Consider the following 21,524-nt stretch of genomic DNA (forward strand, 5'->3'; position numbering starts at 1 on the left):
ACGTCAGTACCAGGGGGCGGGGCGGGGTGCGTCGCACAGTTCGAGGACCAGTTCGCCCGCGTCGGAGTTCGCCCCGTCCGCGGGACGCACTCTGTCCCCCTCGCTGACCAACTGCGGTTCCGCTCCCACGACTCGGCACCGGAACACGAAGCCCTCGGGGAAGCGGACGAGGGATTCGTTGCGCGCGGTGTCGGTATAGCGGTGCACGACGCTGGAGCGGACGACGACCCCGTAACCGTCGGTGTGCGCCGGGTTCAGGTCGCTGGAGGCGCACACCGGGCACAGGAGCCGGCGGAAGGAGGCGGTGCCGCACCAGCGACAGAGCTGATAGACCAGGCCCGTCGGGCTCTGCGGCCCGTCTGTGTCCCGCGCCGTCGGTACGGCGTTGGTTCCTGTCCCGGACACGTCTCTGCCTCCCGCGTTCGACTCGGTACGCCGCACGTACGGCGGCGGCCCAGCAGCACCGTATGGCACTGAGTGCCACACTGTAAAGCACTGAGTGCCACAGATGTGGCCCGGGAAACGGAAGCCCCGGCTGGTCGGGGGAACCAGCCGGGGCGGTAGGCGGTGAGTACGGAGGGCGGTCGCCTCTCGGCGATGGGCACCATGGGGCTTCAGCCGAACGATCTTCCCCACGGGCAATGAGTGGAGCCCGGGGACACTGTCCCCTCCGTACCCACGCACTGAAGAACGACGGAAAGCGCCCGCCTGTTCCCGCCGGCCGCCCACCTGCCGTATGACCTGTCACACGCTGCGACGGTACGGGCCATGTGCGGCGGGTCGCGGGGCCCGCGCCGGCTCAGCCGAGGAGCGAGCCGGTGCCCTCCGGCGAGAACCCGGCCAGCGACTCCTCGATACGGCCGAGTGTGCCGGGGTGCAGAGCAATCCGGGCCGCCGAAAGGTTCTCCGCGATGTGGGCGGGGGTGCGGCTGCCGGGGATGGGCACCACGTGGTCGTCCTGGTGCAGCAGCCACGCAAGAGCCAGTTGACCCGGCGTGATCCCGAGGTCGGCGGCGATACCCCGCAGGGGTGCGTAACGGTCGTTGTTGGTCTTGAGGTTGGCCTCGTCGAAGCGCGGCATGTTACGTCGGAAGTCCCCTTCGGCCAGGTCCTGCACGGTGCCGGCCAGGAAGCCGCCGCCCAGCGGGCTCCACGCCACGATGCCGACACCCAGTTCGCGGGCAGCCGCGTGCAGTTCGGCGTCGACGGGCTGCCACATCGACCACTGGGTCTGCACAGCGGCGACCGGATGGACCGCGTGGGCCCTGCGCAGTTGGTCCGCCGTGACATTGGACAGGCCGAGCCGGCGCACCAGTCCGTCCTGCACCAGGTCCGCCACCGCTCCCACGGTGTCCTCCAGCGGAACCTCCGGGTCCGGGAAGTGCGGGTAGTACAAGTCGATCACATCGGTGTCCAGGTTGCGCAGCGACTGCTCGGCGTAGCCGCGCACATGCTTCGGCTCGGCGTTCACGGCGAGTTCGCCGAACGAGTACGACACAGGGAAGCGGTGGGCGGCAGCGCCGTCGGGTACCCGGAACCCGAACTTCGTGGCGATCACGGCCTGTTCCCGCCGGCCCCGGAGCGCCCGGCCCACGATGCGCTCGTTGTGGCCGTCGGCGCCGTAACCGTCGGAGGTGTCGATGAGGGTGGCGCCCTCGTCCAGGGCAGCGTGCAGCGCGGACACCGCGCGCTTGTCATCGATCTCGCCGTACATCCCGGGCGACAGCACCATCGCACCGAAGCCGATCGCCGAAGTCGTGAGACCGCCGAGAGTGCGGGTGGGCAGAGTGGGCATGGGATGCTCCGTTTCGGTTCGGGCTGTCGGGTCGTCCATACCCTGCCCGCACTCGCGACGCCGGTCCACGGCTTATCGCTCCAGCCCTGGGTGATGGTCGTTCAGCTGCGGGTTTCGCGGTAGTTCACGGTGGCCTGCCGGGTAGTACTGAATGCCACCGAACCGGCGTTCAACGAGCTGTTAGCGTGACCGGATTCAGATACTCCTCTTGTTCCGAGGCCCTTCATGAATCACCTCTCGCGGCGGCAGTTCGCCGCAACCTCGCTCGTGCCCCTCGGCGCCGCGCTCCTGCCGGTCGTGCCCGCCCACGCACAGGAGCCGACGGCCGGGGCGCCGCACGACGGCTCGCAGTCCGCTCCTCTGCGAAGCGGACTCACCGACACCCTTGACCTGCACGGGCTCCCCGAAGCGGCCCAGCCCCCCGGCGACAACCCGCTCAACGTCTTCGCCGACCTCGGCGCCTGGCACGCCTACGGCCTGCCCTCCGCGACGGACCATGCCCACTTCGGAGGTTTCAGTGGGCCGCTGTACGTGGCGGAGGAGTACCCCTGGTACCTGAGCAGGGCCTTCACCCGCTTCGCACTCGTCGACGCACGGTCGGCACTGCCCGTCGACCTGTCGGCCGACCGGGCGCCCCGCCTGGAGGCGGGACCGGGCATCCTCAGTCAGTCGTACCTCACGGACGGCCTGCGGGTAACCGTGGAACTGCGCTACGCCAGCAACCGCACGGCCCTGGTGGAGGCGAGGGTCGAGAACCGGGGGAACAGCGTCCGGGAGCTGCGCGCCCGCTGGGAGGGATCACTGCTGCGCCACACCGACGAGCCCGTCCGCAGTGCTCCGCGACTGCACGCGACCGACGGTGGTGTGGCGGTGCGGTTCGCCGAGGTCCGCTCGTTCAAGGACTTCCTGACCACGGCGCAGACCCGGTTCGAGGTCGCGCACGCCGAAGCCGTGCACACGACCGTTGACGGTGACCGCTATCGCACGGCCGCGCGGCAGCCGCGCCGGCTGGCCCCGGGCGGGACCACCACATTTACCTGGACCGAGTCGTACACCTTCACCGATGCCGAGCGGCGCGCGGACCTCCCGGCCGTGCGGGAGGCGCTGGCACACCCGGACCGTGTCGCGGCCCGTGCGGACCGCCGTTGGCAGCTCTACCTGTCGCGCGCGCTGGACGGAGTGGCCCATGGCCGGCAGCGGGTGGCGGCGAAGGCGGTGCAGACGCTGGTGACCAACTGGCGCAGCCCGGCCGGAGCCCTGCGCTCGGACGGAATCACCCCCTCCCTGACCAACACGTCGTTCGCGGGCGGCTTCTGGGCCTGGGACTCGTGGAAGGAAGCCGTCGCGACCGCCGTCTTCGATCCCGGCCTGGCCGTTTCCACCATTGAGTCGATGTTCGACCACCAGATACAGGCAGACTCCCCGGACCGTCCGCAGGACGCCGGGATGGTGCCGGACGCGCTGTTCTACAACGACGTCCGCCACGGCGGTCTGAACTGGAACGAACGCAACTCGAAGCCACCGCTGGCCGCCTGGGCGGTGTGGCAGGTGTACGAACGTGGCGGGGGCCGGGCCTTCCTGCGCCGGATGTATCCGAAGCTGAGGTCGTACCACGCGTGGTGGTACCGCGACAGGGACCACGACGGGAACGGCCTGGCCGAGTACGGCGCGACGGTGGACACGGCCAACGACAGCACCGAGCAGCGGAGGCTGGCGGCGGCCTGGGAGAGCGGTATGGACAACGCGCCGCGCTTCGACGACGCGCAGGTGCGTGCCAACACCGACCGGGCGGGACACACCGTCGGCTACTCACTCGATCAGCAGTCGGTCGACCTCAACTGCTTCCTGTACGCGGAGAAGCGCTTCCTGGCCCGTATGGCGGGCGAGCTGGGCTGGCCGCAGGAGGCGGACGCTCTGAACCGGGCGGCGGACAGCCTGCGGGACCACATCAGAACCCGTACCTACGACCCCGCGACCGGGTTCTTCTACGACTGCGGGCCGGCCGGCGGCGGACCTCGCACGAAGGGCGGCAAGGGCATCGAGGGAGCGGTACCGCTGTGGGCGGGCGTCGCCACGGGCAGGCAGGCCGCCGGCGTCCGGGCGGCACTGACCGACCCGGCTCAGTTCGCCACCCCGTTGCCCCTGCCGACGGTCGCCCGCAACAGTCCGGCGTTCGATCCGACGGGGTACTGGCGTGGTCTGGTCTGGCTCGATCAGGCCTATTTCGCACTGCGTGGCCTCTCCGACTACGGCTACCACAAGGACGCCCGCGCAATCGGCGAACAGCTGCTGCAACAGGCGCAGGGGCTGCTGGGTACCGCGCCCTTCCGTGAGAACTACCAGCCACTGACCGGGGAGGGCGAGAACTCCGCCAACTTCTCCTGGTCCGCCGCGGCCGTCCTGGAGATGCTGCGCGGTACGTGAGGTGAGGGCCGTGGCCGCCCGACGGAAGGGAGACCGTCTTGGGCCGCCGCACTGCGGGGAGTGCGGCGGCGGTCAGTGGCTTCGTCAACGCCGCGTCGATCCCGGCACGGCCACCGGCATACGTGTACGGACCATCCCGGGACGGCGGCTTTGCGCCGAGGGCCGTGCAAGCCGTTGTCCGCGAGGCACCCAGCAGGCGGCTTTGCCGCACACTTGCCGACGGTCGTGATCGAACGGCTCAGGGCCTTGTTCCACCGAAGTGGAACAAGGCCCTGACCTGAGCTTGAAGCCCGTCTTCTGCACCGTCGGGACGACAGGATTTGAACCTGCGACCCCTTGACCCCCAGTCAAGTGCGCTACCAAGCTGCGCCACGTCCCGGTGCCCGATCCGGCCCAGGGGCTCCCCGGCCGAACGCGCACCGAAACAATACCGCACTTCATCCAGTGATCACGAACTCGTTCCCCGGCCTCGGCGCACTTGACCTCAAGTGCGCTTGATGTCGGATCGTCGGCTCCATGAACACAGAGCTGAACCGGCTGATGGCCCTCATGACCGGTGATGAGAAGCACGGGCCTGCGGCGACCTCGACCCTGGACGCACTCTGGGTCCTGTACGACCGGGTGCTGCGGGTCACACCGCAGACGTCGTCGGCACCCGGCCGGGACCGCTTCCTGCTGTCCAAGGGGCACGGCCCGATGGCGTACTACGCGGTCCTCGCGGCCAAGGGGTTCTTCCCCGAGGAGCTGCTGGCGGGTTTCGGCTCGTACGAATCGCCGCTCGGCCACCACCCCGACCGGCTGCTGGTGCCCGGTGCCGAGATCGGCAGCGGGTCGCTCGGACACGGGCTTCCGCTGGGCGTGGGGACCGTGCTCGGGCTGAAGGCACAGCAGCTCACCGCTCCACGGGTGTGGGTACTGATCGGCGACGCCGAGCTGGACGAGGGTTCGGTGCACGAGGCCATCGCCTACGCCGGACCGGCCGGTCTCGAACAGCTGCACACCGTGGTGATCGACAACGCCTCCGCGAGCTACGGCACCCCCGGCGGGATCGCGGCCCGCTTCGAAGCGGCGGGCTGGTCGGCCCTGACCGTCGACGGACGGGACCACGAGGAGCTGTACGGAGCCTTCACCGCATCCCATCCGGGCAGGCCGCACGCCGTGGTCGCCCGCGTCGAGCCCAAGAACGCCTGAGCAGGAACATCCGAGAGGGATCCGTCATGGACAACATGCGTGAGCGGTTCGCCGCCACAACGTCGCGGCTGCTGGACGAGGACCCGCGAATCGCCGTCGTACTCGCCGAGATCACGCGCGACGGATTCGCGGATGCGGCGCGGGCCCACCCGGACCGGGTGATCAACGTGGGGATCCGGGAGCAGCTGCTGATCGGTGCGGGCGCCGGGATGGCGCTGGCCGGAATGCGCCCGGTCATCCACACCTTCGCCAGTTTCCTGGTCGAGCGCCCCTTCGAGCAGATCAAGCTGGATCTGGGCCACCAGGGTGTGGGCGCCGTACTGGTGAGCGCCGGGGGCTCGTACGACTGGCCGGCGGGCGGGTTCACCCACATGTCGCCGGGTGACGTGGCGCTGCTCGACACCCTCGACGGCTGGACGGTGCACGTGCCGGGCCACCCGGAGGAGGCGGAGGCCCTGCTGCGCCATGCCGTACGGGGCGACGACCGGGTCTATGTGCGGCTCTCCACGCAGGCCAATCGGCAGCCGCGACGCGTCACCGGAGCCGGTTTCCGCACGCTGCGGGAGGGCCGCGGCGGGGTGGTCATCGCGGTCGGTCCGGTGCTGGACGCTGTCCTGGCGGCGACGGAGGGGATGGACGTCACCGTCCTGTACGCGACGACGGTCCGGCCCTTCGACGGCGCGGCCCTGCGCCGGGCGGCCGACGCCCCCGGCTCGGCCGACGTGGTGATGGTCGAGCCGTATCTGGCGGGCACGTCGACAGCCGCCGCGAACGACGCCCTGGCCGACCGGCCGCACCGGGTGCTCGGGCTCGGTGTCGGCAGGAAGGAGCTGCGGCGCTACGGCGGGATCGACGAGCATGTCGCCGCACACGGCCTGGACGCCGCGTCGCTGCACCGGAGCATCACGGGCTTCCTGCGGCCTCAGGTGTGAGCGCGCCTGGGGCCGCGGGAAGCGGCCCCAGGGGTCACGCCGTGTGCCGCTGGCCCCGCTCGAAGTAGTCGGCGAGTTCCGGTTCGAGCGGGGTGACCCGGCGCGGGGTCCCGCCGTCCCGGAGCGAGTCCGTGGCCCGCACTCCGGTGGCGACCGCCATCCTGGCGGCGACCGGCGACGTGTCGGTGCGGCCGCCCTCCCGTACGAACCGCAGGAACTCGTCCATGAGCAGCGGGTCGGCGCCCCCGTGGCCCGCCTCGTCCTGTGCCTCCGGGACGGGGTGGACCTCGTCCGGGTCCTCCCGGTAGACGGAGCGGCGGGTGTTCCAGACCTTCACCTGGCTCCCCGGCCCGTCGCCGAAGTTCTCCAGCCGGCCCGCGTCGCCGATGACGGTGTAGTTGCGCCAGTAGTCGGGGGTGAAGTGGCACTGCTGGTAGGCGGCCAGCACCCCGTTGTCCAGACGCATGTTGAGGAGGGAGACGTCCTCGATGTCGATGACGGGGTTGAGGCCGCGCTGGGTGTGCGGCGGCCAGTGTCCGTCCTTCGTGTACCAGTCGGCGGTCTTCGGCTCACCGGGCTCGCGGCGGTGCGGGTTGTCGCCGTAGACCATCAGGTCGCCCATGGCCTGGACGTCGCGTGCGTACCCGCCCGCAAGCCAGTGCAGCACGTCGATGTCGTGCGCGGCCTTCTGCAGCAGCAGGCCGGTGGTGTGCCTGCGCTCGGCGTGCCAGTCCTTGAAGTACCAGTCGCCGCCGTATCCGACGAAGTGCCGGACCCAGACGGTCTTGACCTCGCCGATGGCGCCACCGGTGATGAGGTCGCGCATCAGCCGGACGACCGGCATGTGGCGCATGTTGTGGCCGATGTAGAGCCGGGTGCCGGTCTCGTACGCGGTGCGCAGGATCTCGTCGCACCGCTCGACGGTGATGTCGAGTGGCTTCTCGACGAAGACCGGCTTGCCCGCGCGCAGCGCCTCACAGGCGAGTTCCGCGTGGGTGTGGTCGGGAGTGAGGACGAGGACCGCGTCGACGTCGGGGTCCTCGACGACAGTGTGGTGGGCGGAGGAGATCCGAGCGCCGGGGAAGGCCGTGGCCGCCTCCGTACGGGCTGCCGGGTCGGGGTCGGCGAGTGCGGTGACGCGCGAGCCGGCTCCGGGGCGGTGGGCGGTGCGGGCGATGCTGCCGCGCAGTCCGTAGCCGAGGACGCCGATACGGAGGTCGGACATGGAGGTTCCTTCGCTGGTGCGGGTGGAGCAGACCTGTCGGGTCCGTCCCTACGGGTGGACGGCGACCTGGGCGAGTCCGACCCGTCCGGTGCCGGTGAGCTGGATCCTGACGTACCGGGTGTCGGTGTTCAGGTCCAGCACGGTGGGCCGCAGGGCCTTGCCGCTGACGTGGACGGTCTTCCTGTCCGTGCGGACGTCGAAACCGGCCGTCGTGGCTGATGCGTCGTTCCAGATCTCGACCCGGCCGACGTGCCGGGCGGAGCCCAGGTCCACCTGCCACCAGGCGCCCGGCTCGGAGAGCGTCCGGGTGTCCGTCGAGGTGTCGCCGTCGGTGGCGAGCGCGGCGGCGGCCCCGTCGGTGGAGGACTGGGAAGCGGTGCCGGTGCGGGCCAGGTCGGGGGCGAGTTGTTCGACGGGGCCGCGGTGGGCGCCGGCTGCCGACGCGACTGCGACCGCGGCGGCCGGGAGCCGTTCCAGGCGGGTGTGGTTGCCGGACATCGTCGAGCCGGTGCCCGCGATGGGAGGTGCGTCGGTGTCGACCCAGTTGCCGCGTGCGGTGTTCTTGATGCCGTAGTCGGCCCAGTTGGAGACCCACTTGTAGCCGAGCCGGGTCAGGACGTTGTTCTCCACCGTGATGTACGAGGACTGCTCGTCGAGGTAGATGCCGTTGCCGTCGCGCTCGGTGTTGCCGTAGGCGGAGCGGTTGATGTAGTTGCCGGAGACTACCGTGCCGGGCTGGGCACCCTGGGTGTAGATCGCGCCGCCGTCGTGCTGGGCGTCCTTGACCTGCATGACGTTGGTGATGCGGTTGTCGGTGATCCTGTTGTCCCGCAGCACCGACTTCTGGGACTCGGGCTGGTTCCAGCCCCAGCCGACCGAGATGCCGGAGTACGGCAGCTGGTCGAGAGTGTTGTGGTCGATGGTGAGGCCGGCCTCGTAGCCCGCCCAGACGCCGGCCGCGTCGGTGTACTCGACGGCCGCGCGGGTGATCGTGTTGTGGGCGAAGGTGTTGCGTTCACCGGCCAGTTCGGGGTCCGGCATGGGCTCGGTGTCACCGATGTAGGCGGCACCCGACGACAGATCGGTGAAGTCGGAGCGCGTGACGCCGGAGTCCTTGGTGCCGGCTTCGAGGATCACCCCGGCCCCGCCGAGGTGGGTGAAGGACGCCCCGTCGACGGTCACACCACGGCCACCGTGCACGGTCAGCGCGGCCGTCGGCTTGGTGAAGAAGCGGCCCGCGTGGTCGACAGGTCCGGTGGCGCCGGTGAGGGTGAGTCCGGCCTGCATGCCGGCGTAGCCCTCGTCCGTGTCGGGCTGGTGATAGGCCGCGTAGGCGAAGCCGATCCCGCGGACGCGGACGTTGTGCGCGCCGTCGACCGTCATCAGCTGCTCGGTGGCGGGTGTGACGGCTGAGGCGCGCCGCATGTCCTCGCCCTTGCGCGGCAGGTACGTGACGGTGTGCGCGGCCGAGTCGTGAACGAACTCGCCTGGCTGGTCCAGTAGTTCGGGTGCGTTCTCGAAGAAGGCGACGCCCGAGTAGCGGCTGGAGTCCACGGCCGTGGAGTCCCAGGCCGGGCCGGTGCGGTCGGTTCCGCTCGCCGAGTTGGTCCAGCAGGGCTGGGCGAAGGTCAGTGTGTCGCCGCTGACACCGGCGATCCGGCAGTGGTAGTTGCGCCAGCGGACCTTGATGACGGCCTCGGCGTCGGTGGGCCGCTTCCAGTCGGCGATCCCGGTGGCCTTCGCCCCGGTCATGCCGGTCTTCGTGGCGTCGCAGACACTGGCCGCGCAGGCTCCGCCGCGGGCGGGGGTGGCCCGGATTCCGTTGACGAAGAGCTGGCGCGGTGTGATGCCGTCGGGAACCCTGGCGGTCCAGGCACCGCCGGACGTCCTGGTCCAGCCGGTGACCGTACGGCCCCCGGAGAGAACGGGGCGGGCGCCGGGCGCCGCGGTCCAGGTCGTGCCGGAGTCCGCCGAGGTGAGCTTCAGGGCGGTGCTGCGGGTGTACGTACCGCCTGCGAGCCGCACGGTGATGCCACCGCCGTGGACGGTACGGGCCTTGTCGCGGGCTCCGTCCAGGGAGCAGGGGCTGCTGTGCGTACAGGCCGTTCCGGCGCCGTGCGGCGACGCGTACAGGGTGTGGGCGTGTGCGGGACGGGCGGCCTGCGCGAGCGGCGCGGTGGCGAGCAGCGCGGCGACAGCCGCGAGCGCCGTACCGATCCGCCGGCCGGCCGCGCGGTGGGTGGTGCGGCGGCTCATGCGGCGGCCTTCCAGTCGGGGTGGCCCGGCATCGGCGGGTTGGTGGCGCCGAACAGCCAGTCACGCAGAAAACGGTCCAGGGTGCGGTCACCCGTGATGTCGACGGTGTGCCCGATGAATTCCTCGCTGGTGTAGGTCGAGTCCTTGTGGCGCCGGACCCACTCGCGCATGATCCGGTCGAAGGTCCGCTGACCCACCTGCTGGTTGAGCGCGTACAGGACGAGCGCCCCGCCGTCGTAGATGTTGGCTCCACCGAGCGCCTTGGGCAGTCCGGGCGGGCCGTCCTTGGCGCGGACCGCGTCCAGCGTCCCGTAGGTGGCCTTCATCTTGTCGGCGACGACCGACCAGCCGCGCTCCTCGCTGTACACGGCGGCGTAGTAGGTGGCGGGCCCTTCGTTGAGCCAGGCCTGCTGCCAGTCGTGCGGGGTGACCGAGTCGCCGAACCACTGGTGGGTCAGCTCGTGCACCATGGTGTTCTCGTACGTCGGGTTGCCGTCGGCGTTGGGCTTGAACCAGTTGGTGCCCATCAGGGTGAGCGTCTGGTTCTCCAGCGCGTCCGTGTAGCCGTCGTAGATGTGGACCCCGTACGTGGAGAACGGGAATCGGCCGAACCTCGCCTCCAGCCAGGCCAGATGGTCGGCGGTGCGGGCCACGACCGGCGCGTAGGTGTCCTCCTGGCCCTGCGGCACGATGTGCCGCAGCGGCAGACCGGTGTGGCTGCTGCCGTACAGGTAGGTGCCCTTGACGACCGCGATGCCGAGCAGCTCGGTGGGCATCCGTTCGCGGAGTGCGAAGTGCCAGACGGCCGAGCCGTCCGCGCGCGGGGACTTGTGCAGCAGCTCGCCGTTGGCGGCGGCCACGTAGCCCTGCGGCGCGCTGATGTGAAAGGCCCACGTTGCCTTGTCCGACGGGGTGTCGTTGCAGGGCAGGAAGGTGTCGGCACGCGATGACTGCACCGCTGCGGCGAATCCGCCCTCGCTGCCGAAGACCCAGCCGTTCAGGCCGAGCCGCTTGGCCTTGCCGTTGCCGTGGTAGCGGATCTCCACGGTGAAGGGCCGGCCGTCGTGCAGGGGGCGGACCGGGGTGACCGTCAGCTCCTGGCCGCTGCTGCCCGCCGAGAGCTGCCACGGGGCGGTGCGGCCGTCGACGGTGACCGCCTCGATGGTGTGGCCGTCGGTGTCCAGGTTGAAGGCGGACAGGTCCTGGGTGGCCCGCGCCGATATCCGCACGGTGGCGGTGAAGTCGTAGGTGACGGGTGTGAAGTCGAAGGTCAGGTCGTAGTGCGTGACCTGGTAGCCGCCGTTGCCGAGTGTCGGGAAGAGCGGGTCGCCGACACCGCTGGAGCCGGGCTCCGGGCCGAAGGAGCGGGCCAGGGCCGGTGTGCCGAAGACGGGTACGGCAGCGGCCGCTGCCACCACCGCGCCGCCGAGTTGGAGGACGGTGCGCCGGGTTGTCACTTCTTCCCCTTCTGGACGGCCTCTTCGAACTCGTGGCGGGCCTGTTCGGCGCCCTTCGCCAGGTATTCCTTGGTCAGCTGGGAGTAGTACGACATGGGCTTGCGGCCGGAGACGATGTCCTTGAGGCCGTCGAGCTTGAGCGTGTAGAGGCTGCCGTAGCCCTTGGAGTCCCAGGTGGGCGACGAGACCTTGAGCGTCGGGTCCTGCTCCATGACCGGGATCATCTTCGCGTACGCCTCGTGGACGTACCGCACACCCTTCTCGGTGTCCGTGCTGAACACCGCCGGGACGGCGGACGCGAGCATCTTCCAGGGGACGGTGACGTCCTGGCTGCCCTTCTTGGTGAGGATCGGGTTGCCCTTGGAGTCACGGGTGAAGTCGGTCCCCTCGACGCCGTAGTTCATCAGCGTGTACTCCTCGCTGCCGAACGGGGAAGCGGCGAAGTCGGCGAGGGCCAGGAGCTGCTTGACGCGCGCGGGGGACGCCTTCTTGACGTGCGTGTTCGCCAGCGAGACGTTGTCCATCCAGGCGATGGCCTTGTCGCTGAACGGCGTGATGGGCCGGGGGTCGAACTTCTTGTCGACCGATGCCATCGCCGCCACATAGCCGGTGCTGGGGGTGTAGTACGACGGCATCCCGTCGTACACATAGGCACCCTTGCCGTTCTTGAACATGTCGGTGTACTGCGACTTCTGCGCGCCCGACATGCCGATCGTGCCCGGGTAGTAGCAGCCCGCCTTGTACAGCGTGCGCGCCGTCTCGATCGCCAGGCGGAACTCGTCGGTCTCCAGGTCCGTCACGAACTTGCCGGTCTTCTGGTCCATCCGCCAGTAGAGGGGGGCTCCCGCCGACATGGCGAGCAGGTTGTTCGCGCCCGCGATGATGGCGTACTGGTCCTTCTTCGGGCGGGTCAGCTCCTTGCAGACCTCGACGAACTTGTCGAGGCTGGTGATCTCGTCCAGGCTGGATATCCCCACCTCGGCGAAGAGGTCGTGACGGTAGAAGCCGGCGCCGCCCGTGCCCATCCGGGAGATCGGGATGCCGAAGAGCTTGCCGCCGAAGATGCCGCCCTGCCAGGCCGCCTGCGGGATGGCCGCCAGGTTGGGGTAGTCCTTGATCTTCTCGCCGGCCAGGAACGGCGTGAGATCGGCGCACTTGGCCGTCAGGAAGGCGGCCTTGTTGTCGACACCGCCGGTCTCCGGGTACATGAAGATGTCGGGCAGGGTGTCGCTTGCGACCATCGTGGTGAACTTGGTCGAGTAGTCGTCGGTCGGGACCGCGGTGAGGTCGACCTGCCCGCCGAGCAGCTTCTCGATGGCCCGCCAGGCCGCGTTCTTGCCGCGTGCCGGAGGGGGCGGCGAGAAGGTCTCCATCGCGGCCGAGATCCGCTTCGCGCCCTTGAGTACCTGTCCCTCGGTGGCGCGCGGTGTGGCGGCCGGGTAGGTGAAAAACGCCTGCGGCACGCCCGCCGCCGTGCCCGGCAGGTCGGGCTTGAGGCCGATGTTGCGCACCGCGGTGGCCGGCAGCAGGCTCGCGCTCTTGGCCTCGGCCTTGGCCGCGGTGCCGCCGTCGCCGCAGGCGGCGAGCAGCGGGGTCGCGGCGAGGCCAAGGCCAAGGCCCGCGCCCATCCGGAAGAGGGCTCTGCGGTTGATCGGGGTGGAGCTCGGCACGGACATCTCCTTGAGAGAGGGGAGGGAAGGCCGGGGTGGAGGGGCGCGGTTCAGCCCTTGATGGCGCCGGTGAGCACGCCCTTGGTGAAGTAGCGCTGGACGAAGGGGTAGACGAGCAGGATCGGCACGACGGCGACCACCAGGACGCCCATCTGCACGGCCTCCTGCGGGGCGACGCTCTCGTTCGCTGCGGCGCCGCTGAGGCTCTGGCCCTGCAGGACGAAGGTGCGCAGCACCATGGGGAGCGGCCACTTGTCCGAGTCCTGGAGGTACAGGAGCGAGTTGAAGAAGGCGTTCCAGTACGCGACGGCGTAGAAGAGGCCGACCACGGCGATGACCGCCTTGGAGAGCGGCAGGACGACCTGGAGCAGGATCCGGAAGTCCCCCGCGCCGTCGACCCGCGCCGCGTCGTACAGCTCCTCGGGCAGATTCATGAAGAAGGCGCGCAGCACGACCAGGTTGAAGGCGCTCATCAGGGTGGGGATGACGAGGGCGGCGTACGTGTTGTAGAGGCCGAGCTGGTTGACCAGCAGGAAGTTGGGGATGATGCCGGCGTTGAAGAGCATCGTGAACAGTGCGGTCATCAGGATGAAGCGGGAGCCCGTGACGTTGCGCCGGGAGAGTCCGTACGCCATACCGATGGTGGCCAGCAGGCTGGCCGCCGTGCCGAAGACCGTGATCCCCACACTCACCAGGAGGGCCCTGGTCACGACGCCGCCGGTGAAGATGGTGCGGTACGCGTCGAGTGTCGGGTGGCCGGGCCACAGGACAAGACCGGTGGACTTGATGATGTCGGTCTGCGAGGCGAAGCTCGTGCCGATCACGCCGAGCAGCGGGTAGGCCACGGCGAGCACGACGAGGACCAGGACGATGCCCTTGCCGGTGAGACCGAGCCGGGTGGGCCGCTCCATCCACGGCGGACGTCCGTCCGACGGCCTGATCACGGGCGCCGCAGCAAGGGGCGCCGCGGTGACGGGGGCTTTCGCCGGTGACTTCTCAGCTGTCCGCACCGCGGTACACCCCTTCATGGCCGAGACGGTGGGCGAACTTGTTCGCGCCCAGGACGAGGACGGTCCCCACGACTGCCTTCACGAGGCCGACAGCCGCGGAGATGCCCCACTGGTTGTCCTTGATGCCGTGGTAGTAGACGTAGGTGTCGAGTACTTCGCCGGAACCGGGACCGACCGCGTCGCGCTGGAGCAGGATCTGCTCGAAGCCGACGGAGAGGATCTGGCCGAGGTTCAGGATCAGCAGCAGGATGATCACCGGGGCGATGCCCGGGAGTGTGACGTGCCAGAGCCGGCGCCAGCGGCTCGCGCCGTCGATGGCTGCCGCCTCGTACTGCTGCTTGTCGATCCCAAGCAGGGCGGCGAGGATGATGATCGTGCCCCAGCCCGCGTCCTTCCAGATCGACTGGAGGGCGATCAGCCAGGGGAAGGCGTTCGGGTCGCTCATCATGTCGTAGCGGGGCAGCCCCAGGTCCCCGAGCAGGTCGGGCAGCAGCCCCGCGCCGCCCAGCACCTGCTGGAAGATCGAGACGATGATGACCCAGCCGATGAAGTGCGGCAGGTAGACGACGCTCTGGATGAACCGGCGGAGCTTGTCACTGACGATGCTGTTGAGCAGCAGGGCGAGCGCGATCGGTATGGGGAAGAAGAAAATCAGCTGGACGAAGGCGATCTCCACCGTGTTCACGGTCGCCGACCAGAAGGCCGGGTCGGCGAATGCCTCGGTGAAGTTGGCGAAGCCCGTCCACGCGCTGTGCATGTACCCGAGATACGGCTGGTAGTCCTGGAAGGCGACCATGTAGCCGAGCAGCGGAATGTAGTGGAACACCACGAAGTACAGCAGGCCCGGCAGGGTCAGCAGGAGCATCACCTTGTCACGCTTGATCCGCTGCCACAGGGAGAGCCGGTGCCGGGCGACGGCAGGTGGCGACGGTGCCTTGGACTTCCGGCGCCGCTTGTCCAGCGGCAGCGGAGGTGCTGTTTCAGCCATGGTGCGGTCCTGTTCGGCCGGGGTGGCGCAGAGCGAGCCTTCTGCCGCCGCAACGTAGTAAGCGGTTAACCCCAACGTCAAGAGATCGGAAGAAACGTCTGTGTTTACGCGATGTTTCTGCCACGAGGATCACCGGCCAGTTCCCCAAATAGCATCTCAAAAGGGCCAGATGGCCACCGTGAACGCTTGACGTTTGGCGTCTGGGCTCCCTAGCGTGCCGCCCATCAATAGAACGCGTTTACTGTCCGGAGGCAGGGTGCGAACCACCGACGAGGCACCGGTCCCGACCGGTACGGCCACACCCGACCCGCCGCCGCGGCGGCCTCGGACCGTACTGGCCATGGACCCCGGGCTGATCGACGACGTCTTCCCGCCACGGGTCAGAGCCCGCCTTGAGGAGTCGGCCGATCTCCATCCCCCTTATGTCATAAGGGAGTTCGCCTCGGCAGATGCCGCCGCCGCGCTGGCCGGTGCCGAGGTACTGCTCACCGGCTGGGGCTGTCCGCCCATCGACGCGGCCCTGCTGAAGCGGGCGCCGCGGCTGCGGGCCGTCATCCACGCCGCCGGAACCGTCAAGACGTTCCTCGCCCCGGAGGCATACGAGCGAGGGGTCGCCGTGTCGTCGGCGGCGGACGCCAACGCCGTACCCGTCGCCGAGTTCACCCTCGCGGCGATCATCATGGGCGCCAAGCGCGCGTTCCCGTTCGCCCAGCTCTTCCGCGAACGCCGCACCCACCGCACCGCGGCCGACCTCGACCGGCAGCACTGGATCGGTACGCACGGCCTGACCGTCGGCGTCGTCGGCGCCTCCCGGATCGGCCGCCGGGTGATCGAACTCCTCCGGGTACTGGACGCGGACATCCTGCTGTACGACCCCTATGTGAGCGCAGCCGGTGCGGACTTGCTGGGAGCGGTCTCCACCGATCTCGACACGCTGATGGCGACCAGCGACGTGGTGACCGTGCACGCGCCCGACACGCCCGCGACCCGGCATCTGCTCGACGCGCGGCGGATCGGGCTGATGCGCCCCGGCACCCTGCTCGTCAACACGGCGCGGGGGCGCCTGGTGGACACCGAGGCGCTCACCCGGCACCTGGTCAGCGGGCGGCTCGACGCCGTACTCGATGTGACGGACCCCGAGCCCCTGCCCGACGACCATCCGCTGTGGGAGCTGCCGAACGTCTTCATCACGCCTCACATGGCCGGCGCCCAGGGCAACGAGGTCGGCCGACTCGGGGCGCTCGCCGTGGACGAACTGTGCAGGTACGCGGGCGGTCTGCCCTTCAACCACCCGGTGCGTCTGGCCGACTTGGAGCGGATCGCATGAACGGGCCCACCGCGCAGGCCATAAGCTCAGCGGCACAGGACGACAACCAGGGGGTGGGACGGATGCGCCGCCAGACCTCGGCCGCCGACAGCCGGCGACGCGCGACCGTCACGGACGTGGCCCGCCTCGCGGGGGTGTCGACCGCGACCGTCTCGCGGGTACTCAACCGCAACTACCCGGTGGCGGCAGCGACCAGGGAGCGGGTCGAGGCGGCGATGCGCGAGCTCGGGTACGTCGTCAACGCCCATGCCCGCGCACTGGCCGGAGTGTCGGGGCGCACGGTCGGCATCATCGTCAACGAGGTCATCGACCCCTTCTACGCGTATATCGCACGAGGTGTGGAACGCGAGGCGAGCCTGGGCGGACGGCTCTGCCTGGTCTGCTGCACCCAGGGCGACCACAAGCGCGAACTGGCCTTCATCGAGCTGATGCACGAGCGGCGCGCCGATGCCGTGATCGTCGTCGGGGGCAGCGTCGCGGACCGCGCCTACACCGCCGAACTGGCCCGCAAGGCCCGCGATCTGGACTCGGGCGGCTCGAAGCTGGTGCTGTGCGGGCGGCCCGCACTGGGCGAGCAGGCGCTCAGCGCCACCGTCGAGTACGACAACGAGGGCGGCTCCTTCGCCATCACCGACCACCTGCTGACCCAGGGGCACGAGCGCATCCTCTACCTCGGCGGCCCGCCGGGGCTCTCGACCACCCGCGACCGGCTCGCCGGGCACCGTCGCGCACTGGAGCTGCGCGGCGTCGACCGCGACCCCGCACTGGAACAGCTCGGTTCGTTCGGCCGCGCCTTCGGCCGCCGCAGGATGGCCGAACTCCTCCGGGAGAAGCATGACTTCACCGCCGTGTTCGCGGCCAATGACAACGTCGCCGCAGGGGCGGCCCAGGCCCTTGAAGAAGCCGGGGTCAAGGTGCCGCAGGACATGTCCCTGGTGGGGTACGACGACATTCCGGTCGCGCAGGAGCTGCGGCCGCGGCTGACGACGGTCCACATCCCGCTGGAGGAGATGGGGCGCCAGGCCATGCGGCTCGCGGTGCCGGGCGGCGACGAGGACGAGTGGCGGGAGCCGTCCACCGGGACCGTACGGCTCGGGACTCATCTGGTGGTACGCGATTCCGTGGCTCCGCCGCCGGCCGGCACCCGTCGGGCGTGACCGCTTACTGCGGGCCTGTCCGCAGTTGGCCATAGTAAAAGACAGTAACTTCCCCGGCCCTCTTGCGGGTTGACAGCAACCGCTTACATGCTGACGCGCAGTTCGTACGCCACTCCACCACCTCTGCCCCGGGAGTCCGGATGCGCCCTGCCCACCTGCCCCTCACCGCCTCCGCCGTCGTCTCCTCCGCGGTGAGCCGACGTTCCGTGCTGGCCGGGCTCACAGGTGCCGGAGCCCTCACCCTGCTCGGCACCGGCACCGCGTCGGCCCACGGCTCGGGTGACCCGTCCGGCCGGGCCCCCGGCGACACCCAGCTCATCAGAGCGTTCCCCGGGGCGGAGACCGAGCGGCTGCGGCTCGACCGGTCGCTGCGGGCCAGCGAGTTCGTCCCGACCGGCCGCTACGCCGCCCCGGGCGCCCAGGTCACCGTCCGTATCCGCGCCGGGCGCGGGGCACTGCCCGTCCTGCACATCGGGACCTTCGACGACTACAACGAGAACCAGGCCCTGAAGGCCCCCCGGGTGTTTCCGCTGCGGGCCGGGCGCAACACCGTGTCCGACGTCTACGGCGGCCCGGTCTATCTGAGCTTCGCGGGCCACGGAGAGCAGGCGGCGGTCACCTTCGTCTCCGGTACGGCGCGGATGGCGGGTTTCGAGCTGGGGCACACCACCGAGGCCGACTTCCAGCGTCAGCTGGACACCGTCACCGATGTGCCGTGGGTTGAGCTGACCACCGAGCACACCATTCTGACGCTGACCCGTGAAGGCGCTCTGCTCTACCGCGGTGAGGACCACGCCGCTCTGCTGCGGCTCTTCGACACCATCATCGGTTCGCACAACAGGATCAGCGGCCTGGACGGATCGAAGCCGCTGAACCGCCCCAAGGCAGGGCGCTACCACTTCAACGAGGTGAGCGTCGTCCCCAAGGGGGTCGGCGCCTATGCCTGGCACGGCTTCAACGGCTTCCCCCGCGCCTACATGGACCGGCTCTGCACCGTCCAGGGCCTGCTCACCCGGGGCTGGGGGCTCTACCACGAGCTCGGGCACCTCAATCAGCAGGCGGCCTACCAGGCGGGCGGGCTCACCGAGGTCACCGTCAACATCTACTCGCTGGCCGCCCAGCGCACCCTCGGCCGGCCGTCCAACCTGCTCACCGAGGACGCCACGACCGGGCTCAACTGGTTCCAGTCCGCGGCGCCCAAGGTCGGCACGCCGGGCATCGCCTACGAGACGACCTTCGGCCCGTACGAGCAGCTCGTACCGCTGCGCCAGCTGGAGCTCGCCTTCGGTGACGACTTCTGGCCGAGGCTTCACCAGCTCGTCCGCACCGAGCACCAGCACGACGCGCCGGTCGAGGACTACGACCACGACCCGGCCGTGGAGGCCAGGCAGTACCGGGCGCTGTCCACCTACGCGAGCCGGGTGTCGGGGTACGACCTGACGGACTTCTTCGTGCGCAAGTGGGCCTTCCCCGTCGATGCCACGGGGATCGCCGAGATCGCCGCCCTGCGGCTGCCCGCACCGCCCGTGGACCCCAGCTCGCTGAGCGACTGACACCGCCGCCCCGACTCCGGAACCGAAGGGAACTGCCGTGGAACCGAGGAAGAACGCGATGGGCCGGCCCCGTGCCGCCCTGAGCAGGCGAACGCTCCTGGCCGCCGGAGCCGCATCGGCCGTCGTCCCGGTCGTCACGGCCGCGTCGTCGGCGGGGGCCGCCGTCCCCGCCGGGCCCGCGGCCCCCGCCTCTGCGGCGGACGGCGACGCCCCGGCCGACGACGCGTACGAGAGCGCGCTGGCCCGCGCCGAACACCTCATCACCGGGGGCGAGTTCGACCCTGCGGACGCCGACTTCGCCGCCGCTCTCAAGACACTGGACGCATCGGCCGGCGACGTCTGGCAGCGACTGGACCGCAGCACCGGGCGCACCGCGCTCTGGCCTGACTACGTACCGGTCACCGACCCCGGGATGTTCACCCAGAGCTACACCCGGCTGCGGACCGTCGCCACGGCCTGGGCCACCCCGGGCGCCGCGCTGAGCGGGAGCGACGAGGTGGCGGACGCGCTGGTGTCGGCGCTGCGCTTCCTGCACGGCGCGGCGTACAACGCGGACAAGCGCGAGAGCGGCAACTGGTGGTTCTGGGAGATCGGGGCGCCACGCGCGCTGCTGGACTGCTGCGTGCTCCTCAGGGCGCGGATTCCCGCCGCCGATCTGGCGGGCCACCTGGCGGCCGTCTCGAAGTTCGCACCGGATCCGGACCGCCGCACCAACTCCCCCTCACTGGCCGAGACCGGCGCCAACCGGGCGGACAAGTCCGTCATCGTGGCGCTGCACGGCCTCCTGGCCGGTGACACAGCGAAGGTCGCCCTGGCCCGCGACGGCCTCTCCGACGTACGCGACAAGGGCCGCAACAGCCTCTTCCAGTACGTCACTTCCGGCGACGGCTTCTACGCCGACGGCTCATTCGTCCAGCACGACACGGTGGCCTACACGGGCTCGTACGGCGGGGTGCTGCTCGGCGGGGCCGCGTACATGAGCGCGCTGCTCGCCGGTTCGCCCTGGGAGGTCAGCGACCCGCGGATCTCGGTGATGTACGAGGCGGTCACCCGGACCTTCTCACCGGTGATCTTCGACGGGCTGATGATGGACGCTGTGCGCGGGCGGGCCGTCTCGCGCGAGCGGACCGCCGACCACACCGACGGCGCCGCAGCGGTGTCGGCCATTCTGCTGCTGGCGAGCGCCGCGCCCGCTGCCGTCGCTGACGGCTGGCGGGCCACGGTCAAGGGCTGGATCGAGCGCAACCGCACCGACCCCTATCTCGGTCTTGTCGGGATTGCGCAGGTCGCGCTCGCCAAGGAGCTGCTCGCGGACCGGAGTGTCGCCGCCGCGGACCGGGCGACCGGTCACCATGTCTTCGCGGACATGGACCGGGTGGTGCACCGGCGGCCCGGCTGGTCCATGGCGCTCGCCCTGTCGTCGAAGCGCATCGCCGCCTACGAGGCGGGGAACGGCGAGAACCTGCACGGCTGGTACACCGGTGACGGCATGGCGTACCTCTACACCGGCGACGACCTCGGCCAGTTCGGCGACGGCTTCTGGCCGACGGTCGATCCTTACCGGCTGCCCGGCACCACGGTGGACACCCGGCCGCGCGCGGACCTCACGACCGGCTCGGGTACCGGGACCTACCTGCCGGGGAACACCGTCGCGGGCGGCGCGGTGCTCGACGGGCGGTACGGTGCGGCCGCCATGGAGCTGGCGGCGCAGGGCAGTACGCTGCGGGCCCGCAAGTCGTGGTTCTTCCTCGACAACGCGGTGATCGCGCTCGGGGCCGGCATCACCGCGAGCGACGGCCGCACGATCGAGACCGTCGTGGAGAACCGCAATCTGCACGCGCCGGGCGGCCGGCGGCTGACCGTCGACGGCGCCCGCCAGCCATCGGCCCCCGGTTGGAACAGGACGTTCCACGGGGCCCGCTGGGCGCATCTGGACGGCGTCGGCGGCTATGTGTTCCCGTCGTCCGGCACCTCGCTGGGAGCGCTGCGCGAGGAGCGCACCGGCCGTTGGAGCGATCTGGACACGGGCGCGGACACCGCCGGTTCCACCACCCCGGTCACCCGCCCGTACGCGACACTCTGGCTCGACCACGGGGTCTCCCCCACCGATGCCTCGTACGCGTACATCCTGCTGCCCGGGGCTTCCGCCGCCGCCACCGCGGTCCTGGCTCACTCCAGGCCGGTGCGGATCGTGGCCAACAACGCCACCGCGCAACTGGTCGAGGTGGCCCGCACCGGGCTGACCGCGGCCACCTTCTGGCAGGCGGGGGCCGCAGCGGGGTTCACCTCCGACGGTCCGGCGTCGGTGCTCCTGCGCCGGCACGGCGGCGGTATCTCGGTGGCGGTCGCCGACCCCGGGCACGGCGGGCTCACCCTGACGCTCGAACTGCCCTTCCGGGTACGGGAGGTGGTCCGCGCCGACGCCACGGTGACCGTCGCCACGGGGCGCCGCCCGGTCCTGACCGTCGCGGTGGCCGGTTCACGCGGCCGTACACATACCGCCGAACTGCGCTGACACCCGTCCCGCCTGCACCGCCGG

Annotated in this window: 15 protein-coding genes and 1 tRNA gene; 7 read left to right on the forward strand and 9 right to left on the reverse strand. The window is 70.3% G+C overall.

Features of this window, described 5'->3' with window-relative positions; genetic code table 11:
* Positions 1 to 3: 3 nt before the first annotated feature.
* Positions 4 to 405, reverse strand: coding sequence for a zinc ribbon domain-containing protein (locus OG584_RS03595; RefSeq protein ID WP_405774875.1), 402 nt, complete (start codon positions 403 to 405; stop codon positions 4 to 6).
* Positions 406 to 799: 394 nt separating this feature from the next.
* Positions 800 to 1,795 (reverse strand): aldo/keto reductase, encoded by a 996-nt coding sequence (locus tag OG584_RS03600; protein WP_405774877.1) that lies wholly within the window; start codon positions 1,793 to 1,795, stop codon positions 800 to 802.
* A 225-nt stretch (positions 1,796 to 2,020) separates the two neighbouring features.
* Here OG584_RS03600 and OG584_RS03605 point away from each other — a divergent pair, with 225 nt between their 5' ends.
* Positions 2,021 to 4,219: an MGH1-like glycoside hydrolase domain-containing protein gene (locus OG584_RS03605; protein ID WP_405774879.1), complete on the forward strand. Its 2,199-nt coding sequence runs from the start codon at positions 2,021 to 2,023 to the stop codon at positions 4,217 to 4,219.
* 305 nt (positions 4,220 to 4,524) lie between these two features.
* Here the strand turns inward: OG584_RS03605 and OG584_RS03610 are convergent.
* Positions 4,525 to 4,598: transfer RNA gene (locus tag OG584_RS03610), tRNA-Pro, on the reverse strand.
* A 137-nt stretch (positions 4,599 to 4,735) separates the two neighbouring features.
* On the opposite strand from OG584_RS03610, the gene OG584_RS03615 reads away from it, so the two are divergent.
* Both OG584_RS03615 and OG584_RS03620 read left to right on the forward strand, forming a co-directional pair.
* Positions 4,736 to 5,410, forward strand: coding sequence for a transketolase (locus OG584_RS03615; RefSeq protein ID WP_405774881.1), 675 nt, complete (start codon positions 4,736 to 4,738; stop codon positions 5,408 to 5,410).
* A gap of 26 nt (positions 5,411 to 5,436) precedes the next feature.
* Positions 5,437 to 6,342, forward strand: coding sequence for a transketolase family protein (locus OG584_RS03620; protein ID WP_405774883.1), 906 nt, complete (start codon positions 5,437 to 5,439; stop codon positions 6,340 to 6,342).
* A gap of 34 nt (positions 6,343 to 6,376) precedes the next feature.
* On the opposite strand, the gene OG584_RS03625 is transcribed toward OG584_RS03620, so the two are convergent.
* From OG584_RS03625 to OG584_RS03650, 6 genes are all read right to left on the reverse strand, one after another.
* Positions 6,377 to 7,567, reverse strand: a complete 1,191-nt coding sequence (locus OG584_RS03625; RefSeq protein WP_405774885.1) for a Gfo/Idh/MocA family protein — start codon at positions 7,565 to 7,567, stop codon at positions 6,377 to 6,379.
* 48 nt (positions 7,568 to 7,615) lie between these two features.
* Complete coding sequence (locus OG584_RS03630) at positions 7,616 to 9,823, reverse strand: right-handed parallel beta-helix repeat-containing protein (RefSeq protein WP_405774887.1); 2,208 nt, start codon at positions 9,821 to 9,823, stop codon at positions 7,616 to 7,618.
* Entirely contained in the window at positions 9,820 to 11,280 is a 1,461-nt protein-coding gene (locus tag OG584_RS03635) for a M1 family metallopeptidase (RefSeq protein ID WP_405774889.1), read from the reverse strand. Before OG584_RS03635 ends, OG584_RS03630 begins: the two co-directional genes overlap by 4 nt.
* Positions 11,277 to 12,950, reverse strand: coding sequence for a hypothetical protein (locus OG584_RS03640; RefSeq protein ID WP_405774891.1), 1,674 nt, complete (start codon positions 12,948 to 12,950; stop codon positions 11,277 to 11,279). The genes OG584_RS03635 and OG584_RS03640 overlap by 4 nt, the downstream gene beginning before the upstream one ends.
* Before the next feature lie 50 nt (positions 12,951 to 13,000).
* Positions 13,001 to 13,861 (reverse strand): carbohydrate ABC transporter permease, encoded by an 861-nt coding sequence (locus OG584_RS03645; RefSeq protein WP_405774893.1) that lies wholly within the window; start codon positions 13,859 to 13,861, stop codon positions 13,001 to 13,003.
* Between the two features lie 85 nt (positions 13,862 to 13,946).
* A complete protein-coding gene (locus OG584_RS03650) occupies positions 13,947 to 14,948 on the reverse strand; it encodes an ABC transporter permease (protein ID WP_405774895.1) in 1,002 nt (333 codons plus the stop codon).
* 340 nt (positions 14,949 to 15,288) lie between these two features.
* On the opposite strand from OG584_RS03650, the gene OG584_RS03655 reads away from it, so the two are divergent.
* From OG584_RS03655 to OG584_RS03670, 4 genes are all read left to right on the forward strand, one after another.
* Complete coding sequence (locus OG584_RS03655; RefSeq protein ID WP_405783864.1) at positions 15,289 to 16,275, forward strand: hydroxyacid dehydrogenase; 987 nt, start codon at positions 15,289 to 15,291, stop codon at positions 16,273 to 16,275.
* Between the two features lie 62 nt (positions 16,276 to 16,337).
* Positions 16,338 to 17,432: a LacI family DNA-binding transcriptional regulator gene (locus OG584_RS03660; RefSeq protein WP_405783866.1), complete on the forward strand. Its 1,095-nt coding sequence runs from the start codon at positions 16,338 to 16,340 to the stop codon at positions 17,430 to 17,432.
* Positions 17,433 to 17,572: 140 nt separating this feature from the next.
* On the forward strand, positions 17,573 to 18,985 hold the full coding sequence (locus OG584_RS03665) for a M60 family metallopeptidase (RefSeq protein WP_405774897.1): 1,413 nt from the start codon (positions 17,573 to 17,575) through the stop codon (positions 18,983 to 18,985).
* Between the two features lie 58 nt (positions 18,986 to 19,043).
* Complete coding sequence (locus OG584_RS03670; RefSeq protein WP_405783868.1) at positions 19,044 to 21,500, forward strand: polysaccharide lyase 8 family protein; 2,457 nt, start codon at positions 19,044 to 19,046, stop codon at positions 21,498 to 21,500.
* Positions 21,501 to 21,524: the final 24 nt, after the last annotated feature.

The sequence above is a fragment of the Streptomyces sp. NBC_00859 genome (assembly GCF_045161865.1).
Classification (GTDB): Bacteria; Actinomycetota; Actinomycetes; order Streptomycetales; family Streptomycetaceae; genus Streptomyces.